This is a genomic window from Streptomyces sp. CNQ329 (genome assembly GCF_000482585.1).
The window spans coordinates 37,962-51,989 of the sequence record NZ_AXVU01000004.1; the positions used below are offsets into that span (position 1 = coordinate 37,962).

Consider the following 14,028-nt stretch of genomic DNA (forward strand, 5'->3'; position numbering starts at 1 on the left):
GCGGCCCGCGGGAGGAGATCCCGCGGGCCGCCGCCGTCGTTCCGCGTCGTGCGGCACGCATCGCGCATCACGCTCGTCACGAGAAGGGGTCGAAGTCCTCGTACTCCTCCTCCGCCCGCTCCGCGTCCCGCTCCCTGCGGCGCTGCGCTGCCGGCCGCGGGGCGTCGAAGCGGTGGTCCTCGCCGCGGCGGCCGAGCATTTCCGCGCCGGAGGCCATCGCCGGTTCCCAGTCGAAGACGACGGCGTCGTCGCCGGTGCCGATGACCACGTCGTCACCCGGCTTCGCCCCGGCCTTGCGGAGCCGGTCCTCGACCCCCAGCCGGTTCAGCCGGTCGCCGAGATAGCCGACGGCCTCGTCGTTGCCGAAGTCGGTCTGGCGCACCCAGCGCTCCGGCTTCTCACCGGTGATACGGAACAGGGGCCCGTCCGCGCCGCCCTCGCGGGCGACGGTGAAGCCCGCCTCGTCGACGGCCTGCGGGCGGATGACGATCCGCGTGGACTCCTGCTTGGGCCGCGCCGCACGCGCCGCGCCGACGATCCTGGCGAGCCCGTACGACAGCTCCTTCAGGCCCGTACGGGCGACCGCCGAGACCTCGTAGACCGTGTAGCCGCGCTCTTCGAGGTCGGGGCGCACCATCTCGGCCAGGTCGCGGCCGTCCGGGATGTCGATCTTGTTGAGGACGACCACGCGCGGCCGGTCCTCCAGCCCTCCGTACGCGCGCAGCTCCTCCTCGATGACGTCGAGGTCGCTGACCGGGTCACGGTCGGACTCCAGGGCCGCGGTGTCCAGCACGTGGACGAGCACCGAGCAGCGCTCGACGTGGCGCAGGAACTCCAGGCCCAGGCCCCGGCCCTCGCTGGCGCCGGGGAGGAGGCCGGGGACGTCGGCGATCGTGTACGTCACGGCGCCGGCGGTGACGACGCCGAGGTGGGGCACCAGGGTGGTGAACGGATAGTCGGCGATCTTCGGCTTGGCCGCGGACACCACGCTGATCAGGGACGACTTGCCGGCGCTGGGGTAGCCCACGAGCGCGACGTCGGCGACGGTCTTCAGCTCCAGCACCACGTCGCGCGCGGTGCCCGGCTCGCCGAGCAGCGCGAAGCCGGGGGCCTTGCGGCGCTGGGAGGCGAGCGCGGCGTTGCCGAGGCCGCCGCGGCCGCCCTGGGCGGCGACGAAGGTGGTGCCGTGGCCGACGAGGTCGGCGAGCACCTCGCCCTCCCGGGTGAGGACGACCGTGCCGTCCGGCACCGGCAGGACGAGGTCCTTGCCGTTGGCGCCCGCGCGGTCGCCGCCCTCGCCCGGCTTGCCGTTGGTGGCCTTGCGGTGGGGGGTGTGGTGGTAGTCGATCAGGGTGGTGATGTTCTGGTCGACGGTGAGGATGACGTCCCCGCCGTGCCCGCCGTTGCCGCCGTCGGGGCCGCCGAGCGGCCGGAACTTCTCGCGGTGCACGGAGGCGCAGCCGTGTCCCCCGTTGCCCGCGGCCACGTGCAGGGTGACGCGGTCGACGAAGGTGGTCATTGGGGTGTGCCTCCCGGCGGTGTGGAGCGGTCAGGGGCCTGCGGCGCCGTACGGGACGTTCGCGCCGTACGACCAGGGAAACGCGCCGAGGGCGGCCCGGCTTCCCCGCACGTCGTCCGTGGCACGTGCGGAGCGGCGGACCGCCCTCGGATCAGGTGTGTGGTGTCCGGAGCCGGTGCTTACTCGGCGGCCGGGACGATGTTCACGACCTTGCGGCCGCGGCTGGTGCCGAACTGGACCGAGCCGGGGATCAGCGCGAACAGCGTGTCGTCGCCGCCGCGGCCCACGCCCGTGCCCGGGTGGAACTTGGTACCGCGCTGCCGGATGATGATCTCACCGGCGCCGACGACCTGGCCGCCGAAGCGCTTGACGCCGAGCCGCTGGGCGTTGGAGTCGCGACCGTTCCGAGTGGACGATGCGCCCTTCTTGTGTGCCATCTCTCCTCAGTCCTTACTTCGCGGCCGGCGCGGGGATCTCGGTGATCTTCAGCGCGGTGTGCAGCTGGCGGTGACCGATCCGCTTGCGGTAACCGGTCTTGTTCTTGTACTTCAGGATGTCGATCTTGTCACCCTTGTGGTGGTCCACGACCTCGGCCTGGACCTTCACACCGTCCAGGACCCAGGGGTCGCTGGTCACGGTCTCGCCGTCGACGACGAGCAGAGCGGAGAGTTCGACGCTGTCGCCGACGCTCTTGCTGGACATCCGGTCTACCTCGATGACGTCGCCCACAGAAACCTTCTGCTGGCGGCCGCCGGTGCGCACGATCGCGTACACGCGCTTCAGCTCTCTTCCTCGGTCGCGACGGAGACCCCTGATGCCAGCCGCTCGGCTGGGGCACATGGGATGAGCGGCCTCTCACGCCGCTCGCGAGGAGACTGCGGGAGGGAGTTGCTCAGGAGCCTGGCGCGTCACACAGACACGCCGACGTATCAGGTTACGGGCCCCTTGACCGCCTGGTCAAACCGGTCTGGAGGCGAGGGCGCTCACTGTCCTGGGGCAGCGGCTTCACACCCTGGCACAGGTTCGTCCTGTCCGCCGTCCCGCGCCACGCCGCACTCCGCATCGACGAGCAGTGGCCGAGGCACGTGTCGTGCACGGGATCGCTGTCGGTCCTGACCACGGCCTCGTCGTTCTCGCGCAGCGCCGGACCGGTCAGGTTCTGCGAGCCGGTGACTTGTGCACGGCTGCCGGCTGCTGCCCCGACTGCCGCGCGATGGGGGCGCCCGTGCCTTCGAGTGCGGTGTATCGAAAACCCGCTCACGAACCGGTGTCAAGCGGGCGGACAAAGGATGACAGAAAGCCCCCGCCCCGCCGGGGACCGGCGGGGCGGGGGGGCGGGGGGCGTACGGAACCGGCGGGGCGGCGTCAGTCCTCCGTGGTGACGGAGACCGAGGGCGGAGAGCCCTGCTCGGCCGCGGCGGTCTTCTTGACCGACTTCTTGGCCGACTTCTTGGCCGTGGCCTTCGTCGCCGTCTTGGTGGCGGCGGACTTGGTCGCGGCCTTCTTCGCGGTGGTCTTCGCCGTCTTCTTGGCCGCGGCCTTCTTCGCCGTCGCCTTCTTGGCGGAGGCACGCTTGGCGGCGGTCTTCTTACGGGCCCGGGGCCTCTCCGCGCCGTCCGCCTCCGCGCCGTCCGCGTCCGCGGCGGCCGGCTCCGGGGCCCGGGCGGACTCCGCGGCCGGCGGCGCCTCCTCGGCCCCCGTGTCCGTACCGGCGGGCTCCTCGCCCGCCGTCTCCGCCGCCTTCGGCGGGCCGCCCGGCGACATCGCCCTGCGGGTCACCCGCCGCCGCGTACGCGCCGGGCGCGGCGCCTCCGCGGGCTCGCCGGCCTCCGGCCGCTCAGCCTCGACGACCTCCAGCGGCTCGACCGCCTCGATGGCCTCGACCGCCTCGACCGGAGCGACCGAATCGACCGGCTCGACCGGCTCGACGACCGCCGCCTCGGCGGGAGCGGCCTTGGCCGCCTTCGTCTCGCCGCCGCCCTGGACGTCCTTCGCCTCCTTGCCCTTCTTCTTGCGCTTACCGCCGGACCCTGCCGCCGTGGCGTGGTCCATGTGCACGATCACGCCGCGCCCGTTGCAGTGCGCGCACGGCTCGGAGAACGACTCCAGCAGGCCCTGCCCGACCCGCTTGCGGGTCATCTGCACCAGGCCCAGCGAGGTCACCTCCGCGACCTGGTGCTTCGTACGGTCGCGGCCCAGGCACTCCAGCAGCCGGCGCAGCACCAGGTCCCGGTTGGACTCCAGCACCATGTCGATGAAGTCGATCACGATGATGCCGCCGAGGTCCCGCAGCCTGAGCTGCCGCACGATCTCCTCGGCCGCCTCCAGGTTGTTCCTGGTGACCGTCTCCTCCAGGTTGCCGCCCTGCCCGGTGAACTTGCCGGTGTTGACGTCGACGACGACCATCGCCTCGGTCCTGTCGATCACCAGCGAACCGCCCGAGGGCAGCCACACCTTGCGGTCCAGCGCCTTCATCAGTTGCTCGTCGATGCGGTAGGTGGCGAAGACGTCCACCTCGGACGTCCACTTCGACAGCCGCTCGACGAGGTCCGGGGCCACGTGCGAGACGTAGCCGTGGATGGTGTCCCACGCCTTCGCGCCGCTGACGACGACCTTCGAGAAGTCCTCGTTGAAGATGTCGCGGACGACGCGGACGGTCATGTCCGGCTCGCCGTACAGCAGCGTGGGCGCGTTGCCGCTCTTCGCCTTCCTGCGGATGTCCTCCCACTGCTTCTGCAGCCGCTCCACGTCCCGGCGCAGCTCGTCCTCGCTGGCGCCCTCGGCGGCCGTGCGGACGATGACGCCGGCGTCCTCGGGGACGATCTTCTTCAGGATCGTCTTCAGCCGGGCCCGCTCGGTGTCGGGCAGCTTGCGGCTGATGCCCGTCATCGAGCCCTCGGGCACGTACACGAGGTAGCGGCCGGGCAGCGAGACCTGGCTGGTCAGGCGGGCGCCCTTGTGGCCGATGGGGTCCTTGGTGACCTGGACCAGGACGGACTGGCCGGACTTCAGCGCGTGCTCGATGCGGCGGGGGCTGTTGGCGAGGCCGAGGGCCTCGAAGTTGACCTCGCCGGCGTAGAGGACGGCGTTGCGGCCCTTGCCGATGTCGACGAACGCGGCCTCCATGGAGGGCAGGACGTTCTGCACCTTGCCGAGGTAGACGTTGCCGACGTACGACGCCGACTGCTCCTTGTTGACGTAGTGCTCGACGAGCACCTCGTCCTCCAGCACGCCGATCTGCGTACGGTCGCCCTGCTGACGCACCACCATGACGCGCTCCACCGCCTCGCGGCGGGCCAGGAACTCGGCCTCGGTGATGATCGGCACGCGCCTGCGGCCCTGCTCGCGGCCCTCGCGGCGGCGCTGCTTCTTCGCCTCCAGCCGGGTGGAGCCCTTGATGGACTGCACCTCGTCGCTGGGCTCGGCCTTGGCGCGGGGCTCGCGGACCTTGACGACGGTGCGCTCCGGGTCGTCCGGCGCCCCCTCGGCGCCGTCCGCGCCTTCGGTACGGCGACGCCGGCGGCGGCGCCGGCGGCTGCTGGTGCTGCTGCCCGAGGCACCGCCCCTGGCCCGGTCGCCGTCCTCGGCGCCGCCGTCCGCGGCCTCCGTGCCGGTCTCGCGGGCGTCCTCCTCGGCCTCGGCGGCCTCGTCGCCGCGGTCGCCGTCCTCGGCGCCCTCGCCGCGCCGCCTCCGCCGTCCGCCTCGGCGGCGCCGGCGGCGGCCGCGGTCCTCGCCGTCGTCGTCCTGCTCGTCACGGTCCTCGGCGGTCCCGGCCTCGCCGCGGTCGTCGGCGCCGGCCTCCGTCTGGGCCTCGGTCTCGTCGGTCTCGTCGGTCTCCTCGGGCTCCTCCGGGCCCACCGCCGCCTCGGCGGCGGCGCGCTGCGGCGTCTGGAACGCGGGCTCGGTGAACACGGGCGCCTGGAAGAGCGCGAGCGGCGCGGCACCGAAGCCGGGCGGGGGCGGCTCGGCGCCGATGTCGGAGAACTGCCCGGCCGTGTCGTCCGCGGCCGGCTCGGCGGCGGCGGCGGCGCGGGTACGGCGGCGGGGGGTGCCGGAGTCGGACTCGGCGCCCTGCTCACCGGATCCGGCGGCGGCGCGGCGGGTACGGCGGCGGGCGGTCCCGGCGGCGGGCCCGTCGTCGGGCTGCTCGCCGGACGCGCTCGCGGCGTCGCCGGCGGGTTCGCCCGCCGGCGCGGTCACGCGGCGGGTACGGCGGCGCCCGCTGCCGGCGGCCGGCGCGGCCTCGGCGGGGGCCTCCGCGGTGCCGGCGGCGGCTTCCGCGGCCGGCGCGGAGCCGGTGGCGCCCGCGTCCGCCGGGGCGTCGGTGGCGGGCTCGGCGCGGGTGGGCTCGCCCGCGGGGGCGGTGACCCGGCGGGCCTTGCGCCGGCGGGTGCCCGCGGCCGGCTCGGCGGCGTCCTCGCCGGCGGCGGGGGCGGTCTCGGCGGCGGTCTCCGCGGCGCCGGCGGCCTCGGCGGCTTCAACGGGCTCGGCGGGCTCGGCGGGCTCGGCGGCTTCGGCGGCCTTGCGCCGGCGTACGCGACGGGCGCGCGGCGCCGGCTCCTCGTCGGGCACCGGGGCCTCGGCGGATACGGCCTGCGGCTCAGCGGCGGGCTCCGCGGCGGCGGGCTCAGCGGTCTCCGGCGTACCCGCACCGCGTACGACGCGGCGGCGCTTGCGCCCCTTCGGGGCGGCGGCGCCGGCGTCCGGCTCCGGCGCGGTCTCCGCGGCGGCGGGGCCGGTTCCGGCCTCCGCCTCCGGGAGCGGCGCCGCCTCGGCGGCCGGCTCCGGTGCCGTCTGCGGCGTCTGCTCGGCGCCGGCGGCCGGGGTGCCCGCGGTGCGGGTCACCCGGCGGCGCCGGCGGCGGGGGCCGGTTTCGGCGGAAGCGTCGCCGCCGTCGGCCTCTGTGTCGTTGTCGGCCACGGTGTGGGCTCCCTCGGTGGTGCTGTCATGGTGGTCTGCGGTGGCCGGGTCCCCGGGCGCGGCGGACTGCGGTACGGGACCGGCGGCGGCCGCCGGCCGCGGCGTGCCCGCGTCCCGTACGACCCGCCGCCTGCGCGGCGGCGCGGCCTCGGCGGCCGGTGCGGTAACCGGCTCGGCGGCGTCCCGGTCCGGGGCGGACGCGGATACCGCGTGCCCGGACGTCGCGGGCTCGGGCTGCCCGCCCGCCGGCACCGAAACGGTGCCCGGCGCGGCGGTCTCCGGCGCGGCGGCGTCGCGTACGACCCGGCGACGCGAACGCCTCGCAGGCGCGGCGGCCGGGGCGCCGGAGACCGGCTCCGACGCCGGCCCGGCGGTGTTCTGCTCCGGGTCCACGGGCGCGTCCGGCCCGGCGGCCGCTCCTGCGGCCACACTCGCGGGCGGCGCCGTGATGTCTGCGGTCGCGGTCGCGCCGGCCCGCGGCTCGGGGAGCCCGGTGTCGTCGGCCGCCGGTGCACCGCCGAGGCCGCCCGCCGCGGCGGGCCCCTCCCCGGTGACGCCGGCGACCGGCCGGGCGCCGCTCATCCCGCCCGCCGGCTCCCCGGCGGGCTCATACGCCGTTGCCGACACCGGCTCACCGGCGATCGGCTCCGTCGCTCTCTGCGTCACGTCTTTGCCCCACGGCGGGGACGTACTCGGCGACACCTCCCCCGCCGGCTCCGCCGCCGCCGTGCGCCGGCGGCGGCGGAAGGGCAGGCGGTCACTGGGGGTGTCGAGTGGTCCGCCAACGGCGGCTTCGGCATCGCCGGTGCTGCCCGCGGAAGGCGACTGCGCTTCCGAAGGCTCAATCGGTTCGAGCATGCGGGCGGTTCTCCCGTCACGCCCCCGGGCGCCACCCCCCGTACGGCGGCGGCGCCCGTGCCGTGCACAGGGCCACCGCCCGGGACGTATGCGCCGCGCGAGGGCTCTTGTCTCGCTCGCCGGGCCCGCCTTCTCAGGCGGACCGGCGAAAGTCTGCTGGTCCGTGCGCCTGCCGGGCCCGGGGTGGCTCCCTCGTCGACCGGCGGCGCGTCGACACCGTCCCTACCCGGTGCCGTCCCCTGCCGTGGGCGGGGCCCCGCTCGCGACCTGCGGTGTGGCGGCGAGGGCCGTGGCATCGTCGCGGTCCGGCGCGAGCGGATCGGTCACCGTGCCGGTCTCCGCGTCGAGCGGCCCCTGCGCCAGCCTGGTCACCGCTGCCGGGACCGGCGGCGCCAGGTCAGCCGCGACTCGCAGGCCGGACAGGACGTCGTCGGGTCGTACGGCAGGTGTCAGGTGCCGCACTACCAGCCGCAGTATCGCACAAGGACCCGCCTGCGGCCTATCGCTCCCGTCGGGGAGCACCTCGAGCGCGGCCACCGCGCCGCGCGTGTCGAAGGTCCTCATCCCCTTCTTCGTCTGCCGTTCCACCTCGACCTTCTCCGCGGCCAGGAAGGCGCGGACCGCCTCCCCGGCCGTGGCGGGCGGCACGCCGTCGAGCCGCAGCTCCCACACCGACGCCCCCAGCCGGTCGGCGAGTCCCGGGGCCCGGGCCTCGACGGCGTCGACGACGTCGAGGCCGGTGGGCAGGGACTCGTCGAGCAGCGCGCGCAGCAGCTCCGGATCACGGGCCTCGGTGAGCGCGATCTCCAGGTACTCGGCCTCGCTCGCGGTGCCGGTGGGCGCCGCGTTCGCGTACGAGACCTTGGGGTGGGGGGTGAAGCCTGCGGAGTACGCCATGGGCACCTCGGCCCGGCGCAGCGCCCGTTCGAAGGCGCGCTGGAAGTCGCGGTGGCTGTTGAACCGGAGGCGGCCGCGCTTGGTGTAGCGGAGGCGGATGCGCTGCACCGGGGGTGCGGGCGGCGGGCCTTCGGGCTGTCGCTTGCCCAGAGTCGTTCAGTCCTTCGTCCGTGAGCTTGTCCTGTCCCCAGAGTACGTGCCCGCCTTTCCGGCGGCTCCGCTCCGTCGGCCTTTCATGTATCTCGCACGGAGAGCGCGCCGGCCGCCGGTGCCGCCGCGGAACAGGCGGTCAGCGGGGCCCGGCCTCGCGCTTGGCCAGGTCCACGCCGGGCGCGGGGCCGGCCGCCCGCGCCGGTGCGGGCGCGCGCGGCGGCTCTCCGGGAGCCGGGTCGCGGGGCCCTCCGAAGAGCGCGGCGCGCAGCTCCATGCGGGTGCGGCGGGCCGTCGCACGCGCCGCGGCGACGGCGTCGCCGGCGGCCCGCCAGACGCGGCGGACGGCACGGCCCAGGGGCCGGGCGGTGGCGTTCCAGAACCAGCGGGTGCAGCGCCCGGCGGCGGACCAGGCGGGGGCCAGGACGTAGCGCCAGAGGAGGAGGAAGGGCAGGAAGAGGGTGCTCAGTACCCGGCCGGCGATTCCGGCCAGCCGGCGGAGCAGCCAGAAGAGGCCCGTGCCGAGCGGTTTCAGGACGTACGACCAGAGCAGCGCGAGCGGCCAGACCACGACCCAGCGCCACAGCCACACCACCGCCACCGACACCGCCTCGGCCGCGAGGGCGATCCCGCGGCCGACGGGGCGCAGGACGTAGCGGTGGAGCGCCACCACGGGGACGACGACGAGGACGCGCAGCAGCCACCACAGGCCGTGGCCGACGGGCGTCATGAGGTACGCGTAGAGCCAGCCGGCCGGCGCCACGACCAGCCACCGCCACAGCCACGCCACGGGCACGGCGACGCCCCACCGCCAGAGCCACGCCACACCACGGCCCACCGGCGCCAGCACCCACCGGTACAGCCACACCGCCGGCCGGGCGACCAGCCACTCCGCCAGCCACAGAAGACCGGCGCCGAGTGCCTTCGCGGCGGCCACGAGCACGTCCCACACCGCCCGCACCGGCACCACGAGGACCAGCACCACCCACCGGAGCGGCGCCGCGAGACAGCCCCCGCCGCCCGCGTCACCGCCCGGCGTCTTCTGCCCGTACCGTTCCCACTCCTGGGCCATCGCCCTCATCCCCCTCGTCCGCCCGCGCGGACGCGCCCCCTTGCGCCGCTACGCCCGCGCCGCCCCCGTGGCGATCCAGTACCGCAGCTTCAGTCCCCGCCGGTCCTCGAACACGCCCCCGTTGGCCTCGATGACCTTTCGCGATCCGACGTTGTCGTGATCGCACGTCACCAGCACCTCCGCCAGTCCCAGGCCGCGGGCCACGGGCAGCGCGTCGCGCAGCATAGCGGTGGCGTGGCCGTGTCTGCGGGCCGACGGACGGACGTCGTAGCCGATATGGCCGCCCTGTTCGCGCAGCCAGCCGGTGAGCGAGTGCCGGATGGCGATCCGGCCGAGGTATGCGTCCCCGTCCACGTACCAGAGCGAGGTGCAGTGCACCCAGCCGGGCCGGATCATCGGGATCGTCTCGTCGGCCTCGGCGCGCAGCCCCGCGACGTACGAGGCGAAGACCGCGGGGTCGTGCCACCGCGTGCGCCAGCGGCGGAGGTCCTGGCCGAGAGACGTGTCGTCGCCGACCGAGCCCCTGCCCTCGGCCTCGAATTCCTTCATCGCCGCGGCGAAGGAGGCGCGGAATCGAACATGAGGGGCGGTCAGGTGCGGCATCGCTCCATGCTTACGGGCTGCGGAGCATCCGGGCAACCGGATAACGGGAGGTCACAGCGGATTCACAAGACACGTCGGGACGGATGCGGAGGGTGAGGCGCAAGGGAGAATTACCGGTAATCCAGGGCTTTATGGAAGCATGACCGCGAAAGTGTCGTTTCCTCACTGGTGGTGACCATGGGCCAGCACGCCTCCCGATTCCCCTCCCGTACGCACCGCGCCCTGCTGCGCGCCGGACTGACCGCGGCGGCCGCCGGCTCCGCGCTCGTGGCCGGCGCCGCCGCCGCGTCGGCGGCGCCCGCGGACGGGCCGCCGAGCACGGCGCTGGACGCGCTGGACGAGCTGAAGGTCGGGGAGGACAACAAGATCGAGACCGCAGAGGTCGCCGCGGCGCTGGCCGGCGCCGCCAAGGGTGTGGACACGAGCAGGCGCACGGCGCTCGCGCCGCTGACGGCCATGCAGATCAACCCGATGGCCAAGACCGGCTCCGACCCGCTGGACAACTCGGTCGGCACCACGATCGGCGAGGGCGGTGCGCCGCTGAGCACGGCGGCGGTCACCGGGCCGCTGGCCGAGGGCGCGTCGCTGGAGGAACTGCCGACGGTCGGCCCGTTCGCCTCGGGCGTCGTCGGCTGAGCGCAGCTCCCGGCAGACCGGCGGGACGGCCCGCGGACACGCTCCGCGGGCCGTCTTCCGGCGCCCTGGGCCGTTGCCGTAGGGCCGTGCGCGCGCAAGGCCCCGGCCCGGGGCGAGTGCGTGACCCGCCCCGGGCCGGGTGCCGGGCCCCCCGTGTGGTGCGGACTCAGCCGGCCCTGTTGCCCGCGCCGTTGCCGGAGAGGATCGGGAAGTCGTCCAGCACGTGGGAGAACGGGGCGTCGCCCTGGTCCGCGCTGGAGTTCTCGGCGCAGGTCTGGTTCTGCTTCTGGCTCAGGATGTCGTCCACGCTGACGTTGGCCAGGCCGGCGACGTTGCGCACGTCCTCCGCGACGTCGGTCAGCGCAATGCACGGCTTGTTGAACGAGCCGTTGACCAGGGCCATGTTCGGGCTCATGTAGCCGCCCGTCGCGGTGTTGCCGTATGCCTGCGTCGAGCCGTTGCCGTTGGCGTACGGGCCGTCGCCGGTGTCGTCGGCGGCGAACGCCTGCGGGGCGGCCATCGCGGAGGCGCCGAGCATGGTGACGGCGACCGCCGCGGTCTTCAGGTACTTCTTCATGGTGTCTTCCTTTTCGGCATGAGGGAACAACGATGCGGGCACGCTGAAACACGCCCACACCCTTGAGTGAGTTATCCGGTCTCGCCCGTGGAGGCGATCGGATGGTGTCCGGAGCGAAAACGGACCGCTCAGGAGCCGCCGTACTGCTCCGCGCCGGCGGGCGCCGGGGTGTTCTGCCACCCAGCGCCCCGGATGGCCTCGTGCGCCGCTTCGTCGACCGGCCGGGTGACTTCCCGGACCGCCGGACCGTCGACCGGCAGGCTGTGCTGCACCAGGTCGGCCGGGGGCCGGTTGGCAGCCAGGCCCTCCACGGCCCGCTGGGCCGCGGCGTCCAGACTCAGGTCCGGGTTGGTGAGCCCGGGGTCGATCGCGCCCGCCGGGCCGGCGGTGCCGAGTGCCAGAGCGGCACCGCACAGGACCACGGCAGACTTGACGTACTTCACTTGGCATCCTTTCCGCCACGGAGAGTTCGGAACGATTTCCCTACCGTCGGAACGACGGCCGCTCTCCCGAAACCCCCACCTTCGTTATGCGAAACGAGGGCGGCCCGCCGACGACACGGCACGCGGAACAATCACATTCACGTCCCCCGTGCGGAGTAATAGTGCGATTGTCTGCCTCCTACCGGGTGCTCGGAATGCCGTGGAATGGCTCCGCGGACGGGCACGGAAAGGGCCCCGGACCGGAGTTCCGGTCCGGGGCCTCCCGGTTTTCGCCCGCCCGTGCGGGTATCGGCGGCCGGCTCGACGGCCGGCCCGCGTCAGCCCTCGTCTCCGCCCGGGCGGCCGTTGACCACGCTCAGCGGCAGCAGCTTCCTGCCCGTCGGGCCGATCTGGATCTCCGTGTCGAGTTGCGGGCACACGCCGCAGTCGAAGCAGGGCGTCCAGCGGCAGTCCTCGACCTCCGTCTCGTCGAGCGCGTCCTGCCAGTCCTCCCAGAGCCAGTCCTTGTCCAGGCCCGAGTCCAGGTGGTCCCAGGGCAGGACCTCCTCGTAGGAGCGCTCGCGGGTCGTGTACCAGTCGACGTCCACGCCGTGCGCCGGCAGCGCCTTCTCCGCGGCGCGCATCCAGCGCTCGTACGAGAAGTGCTCCCGCCAGCCGTCGAAGCGGCCGCCGTCCTCGTAGACGGCGCGGATGACGTCGCCCACGCGGCGGTCGCCGCGGGAGAGCAGGCCCTCGACGATGCCGGGCTTGCCGTCGTGGTAGCGGAAGCCGATGGCGCGGCCGTGGCGCTTGTCGGCCCGGATGCGGTCGCGCAACTGCTCCAGGCGGGCGTCGGTGTCCTCGGCCGAGAGCTGCGGGGCCCACTGGAACGGCGTGTGCGGCTTGGGCACGAAGCCGCCGATGGAGACCGTGCAGCGGATGTCGTTGGACCGCGCGACCTCGCGGCCCTTGGCGATGACCTTGGCCGCCATGTCGGCGATCTGCACGACGTCCTCGTCGGTCTCGGTCGGCAGCCCGCACATGAAGTAGAGCTTCACCTGCCGCCAGCCGTTGCCGTACGCGGTGGCGACGGTGCGGATCAGGTCCTCCTCCGAGACCATCTTGTTGATGACCTTGCGGATGCGCTCCGTGGCGCCCTCCGGGGCGAAGGTCAGGCCGGAGCGGCGGCCGTTGCGCGTCAGCTCGTTGGCCAGGTCGATGTTGAAGGCGTCGACCCGGGTGGAGGGGAGCGACAGGCCGACCTTGTCCTCCTCGTAGCGGTCGGCGAGGCCCTTGGCGATGTCACCGATCTCACTGTGGTCGGCCGACGACAGCGACAGCAGGCCGACCTCCTCGAAGCCGGTGGCCTTCAGGCCCTTGTCGACCATCTCGCCGATGCCGGTGATGCTGCGCTCCCGAACCGGGCGGGTGATCATGCCCGCCTGGCAGAAGCGGCAGCCGCGGGTGCAGCCGCGGAAGATCTCCACGCTCATCCGCTCGTGCACGGTCTCGGCCATCGGCACCAGCGGCTGCTTCGGGTACGGCCACTCGTCGAGGTCCATCACGGTGTGCTTGGAGACCCGCCACGGCACGCCGGAGCGGTTCGGCACGACGCGGGCGATGCGGCCGTCGGGCAGGTACTCGACGTCGTAGAACGACGGGACGTACACCCCGCCCGTCCTCGCCAGCCGCAGCAGCAGCTCCTCGCGTCCGCCCGGGCGGCCCTCGGCCTTCCACGCCTTGACGATGTCGGTCATCGTCAGCACGGCCTGCTCGCCGTCGCCGATCACCGCGCAGTCCACGAAGTCGGCGATCGGCTCCGGGTTGAACGCGGCGTGCCCGCCGGCGACGACGATCGGGTCGTCGTCGCCGCGGTCGGCGGCGGACAGCGGGATTCCGGCGAGATCGAGGGCGGCGAGGAGGTTGGTGTAGCCCAGCTCGGTGGAGAAAGAGACCCCGAGGAGGTCGAACGCGCGCACGGGGCGGTGGCTGTCGACGGTGAACTGCGGCACGCCCCGGGCGCGCATCAGCTCCTCCAGGTCCGGCCACACGCTGTAGGTGCGCTCGGCGAGGGTGTCGGCGCGCTCGTTCAGCACCTCGTAAAGGATCATGACGCCCTGGTTGGGCAGGCCGACCTCGTACGCGTCCGGGTACATCAGCGCCCAGTGGACGTCGACCGCGTCCCAGTCCTTGACGGTGGAGTTCAGCTCACCGCCGACGTACTGGATCGGCTTCTGGACATGCGGGAGGAGGGCTTCCAGGCGGGGGAAGACCGACTCGACGGTGGATGCGGGCACGGCAGTCATCGGGAAAGCTGTCCTCGGCTGTCCTGTGGTACGTACGCGGGTGACCATTCAGCGTAGCGCGCGCCCCG

The 14,028-nt window shown here is 74.0% G+C and carries 11 protein-coding genes; 1 reads left to right on the top strand and 10 read right to left on the bottom strand.

What is annotated here, in order from left to right:
- Window positions 1-76 precede the first annotated feature (76 nt).
- The 7 genes from obgE to I003_RS0102830 form a co-directional block, all read right to left on the bottom strand.
- Window positions 77-1,519, bottom strand: coding sequence for a GTPase ObgE (gene obgE / locus I003_RS0102800; RefSeq protein ID WP_027770101.1), 1,443 nt, complete (start codon window positions 1,517-1,519; stop codon window positions 77-79).
- Between the two features lie 179 nt (window positions 1,520-1,698).
- Entirely contained in the window at window positions 1,699-1,956 is a 258-nt protein-coding gene (rpmA, locus tag I003_RS0102805) for a 50S ribosomal protein L27 (protein WP_027770102.1), read from the bottom strand.
- A gap of 13 nt (window positions 1,957-1,969) precedes the next feature.
- Entirely contained in the window at window positions 1,970-2,293 is a 324-nt protein-coding gene (gene rplU, locus I003_RS0102810) for a 50S ribosomal protein L21 (RefSeq protein WP_027770103.1), read from the bottom strand.
- Between the two features lie 591 nt (window positions 2,294-2,884).
- A complete protein-coding gene (locus I003_RS0102815; RefSeq protein ID WP_486584065.1) occupies window positions 2,885-7,105 on the bottom strand; it encodes an Rne/Rng family ribonuclease in 4,221 nt (1,406 codons plus the stop codon).
- Window positions 7,106-7,519: 414 nt separating this feature from the next.
- Window positions 7,520-8,302 carry a TIGR03936 family radical SAM-associated protein gene (locus I003_RS0102820; RefSeq protein ID WP_027770105.1) on the bottom strand — a complete coding sequence of 261 codons (783 nt, stop codon included), beginning with the start codon at window positions 8,300-8,302 and terminating at the stop codon, window positions 7,520-7,522.
- 181 nt (window positions 8,303-8,483) lie between these two features.
- The gene (locus tag I003_RS0102825; RefSeq protein WP_027770106.1) at window positions 8,484-9,416 is read right to left on the bottom strand and encodes a hypothetical protein; all 933 of its coding nucleotides are present in this window, start codon (window positions 9,414-9,416) and stop codon (window positions 8,484-8,486) included.
- Window positions 9,417-9,464: 48 nt separating this feature from the next.
- Window positions 9,465-10,019: a GNAT family N-acetyltransferase gene (locus I003_RS0102830; protein WP_027770107.1), complete on the bottom strand. Its 555-nt coding sequence runs from the start codon at window positions 10,017-10,019 to the stop codon at window positions 9,465-9,467.
- A 177-nt stretch (window positions 10,020-10,196) separates the two neighbouring features.
- Between I003_RS0102830 and I003_RS0102835 the strand changes: the two genes are divergently transcribed.
- Complete coding sequence (locus I003_RS0102835) at window positions 10,197-10,655, top strand: hypothetical protein (RefSeq protein ID WP_027770108.1); 459 nt, start codon at window positions 10,197-10,199, stop codon at window positions 10,653-10,655.
- 166 nt (window positions 10,656-10,821) lie between these two features.
- Here I003_RS0102835 and I003_RS0102840 read toward each other — a convergent pair whose 3' ends face one another.
- From I003_RS0102840 to I003_RS0102850, 3 genes are all read right to left on the bottom strand, one after another.
- On the bottom strand, window positions 10,822-11,232 hold the full coding sequence (locus I003_RS0102840) for a rodlin (RefSeq protein ID WP_027770109.1): 411 nt from the start codon (window positions 11,230-11,232) through the stop codon (window positions 10,822-10,824).
- A gap of 128 nt (window positions 11,233-11,360) precedes the next feature.
- Complete coding sequence (locus I003_RS0102845; protein WP_027770110.1) at window positions 11,361-11,675, bottom strand: hypothetical protein; 315 nt, start codon at window positions 11,673-11,675, stop codon at window positions 11,361-11,363.
- 317 nt (window positions 11,676-11,992) lie between these two features.
- Window positions 11,993-13,960 (bottom strand): TIGR03960 family B12-binding radical SAM protein, encoded by a 1,968-nt coding sequence (locus I003_RS0102850; protein WP_027770111.1) that lies wholly within the window; start codon window positions 13,958-13,960, stop codon window positions 11,993-11,995.
- Between the last annotated feature and the right edge of the window lie 68 nt (window positions 13,961-14,028).

Bases quoted from the DNA above. Each gene is read 5' to 3' on its own strand.
- obgE (WP_027770101.1), bottom strand. From the start codon at position 1,519: ATGACCACCTTCGTCGACCGCGTCACCCTGCACGTGGCCGCGGGCAAC.
- rpmA (WP_027770102.1), bottom strand. From the start codon at position 1,956: ATGGCACACAAGAAGGGCGCATCGTCCACTCGGAACGGTCGCGACTCC.
- I003_RS0102825 (WP_027770106.1), bottom strand. From the start codon at position 9,416: ATGGCCCAGGAGTGGGAACGGTACGGGCAGAAGACGCCGGGCGGTGAC.
- I003_RS0102830 (WP_027770107.1), bottom strand. From the start codon at position 10,019: ATGCCGCACCTGACCGCCCCTCATGTTCGATTCCGCGCCTCCTTCGCC.
- I003_RS0102835 (WP_027770108.1), top strand. From the start codon at position 10,197: ATGGGCCAGCACGCCTCCCGATTCCCCTCCCGTACGCACCGCGCCCTG.
- I003_RS0102840 (WP_027770109.1), bottom strand. From the start codon at position 11,232: ATGAAGAAGTACCTGAAGACCGCGGCGGTCGCCGTCACCATGCTCGGC.
- I003_RS0102850 (WP_027770111.1), bottom strand. From the start codon at position 13,960: ATGACTGCCGTGCCCGCATCCACCGTCGAGTCGGTCTTCCCCCGCCTG.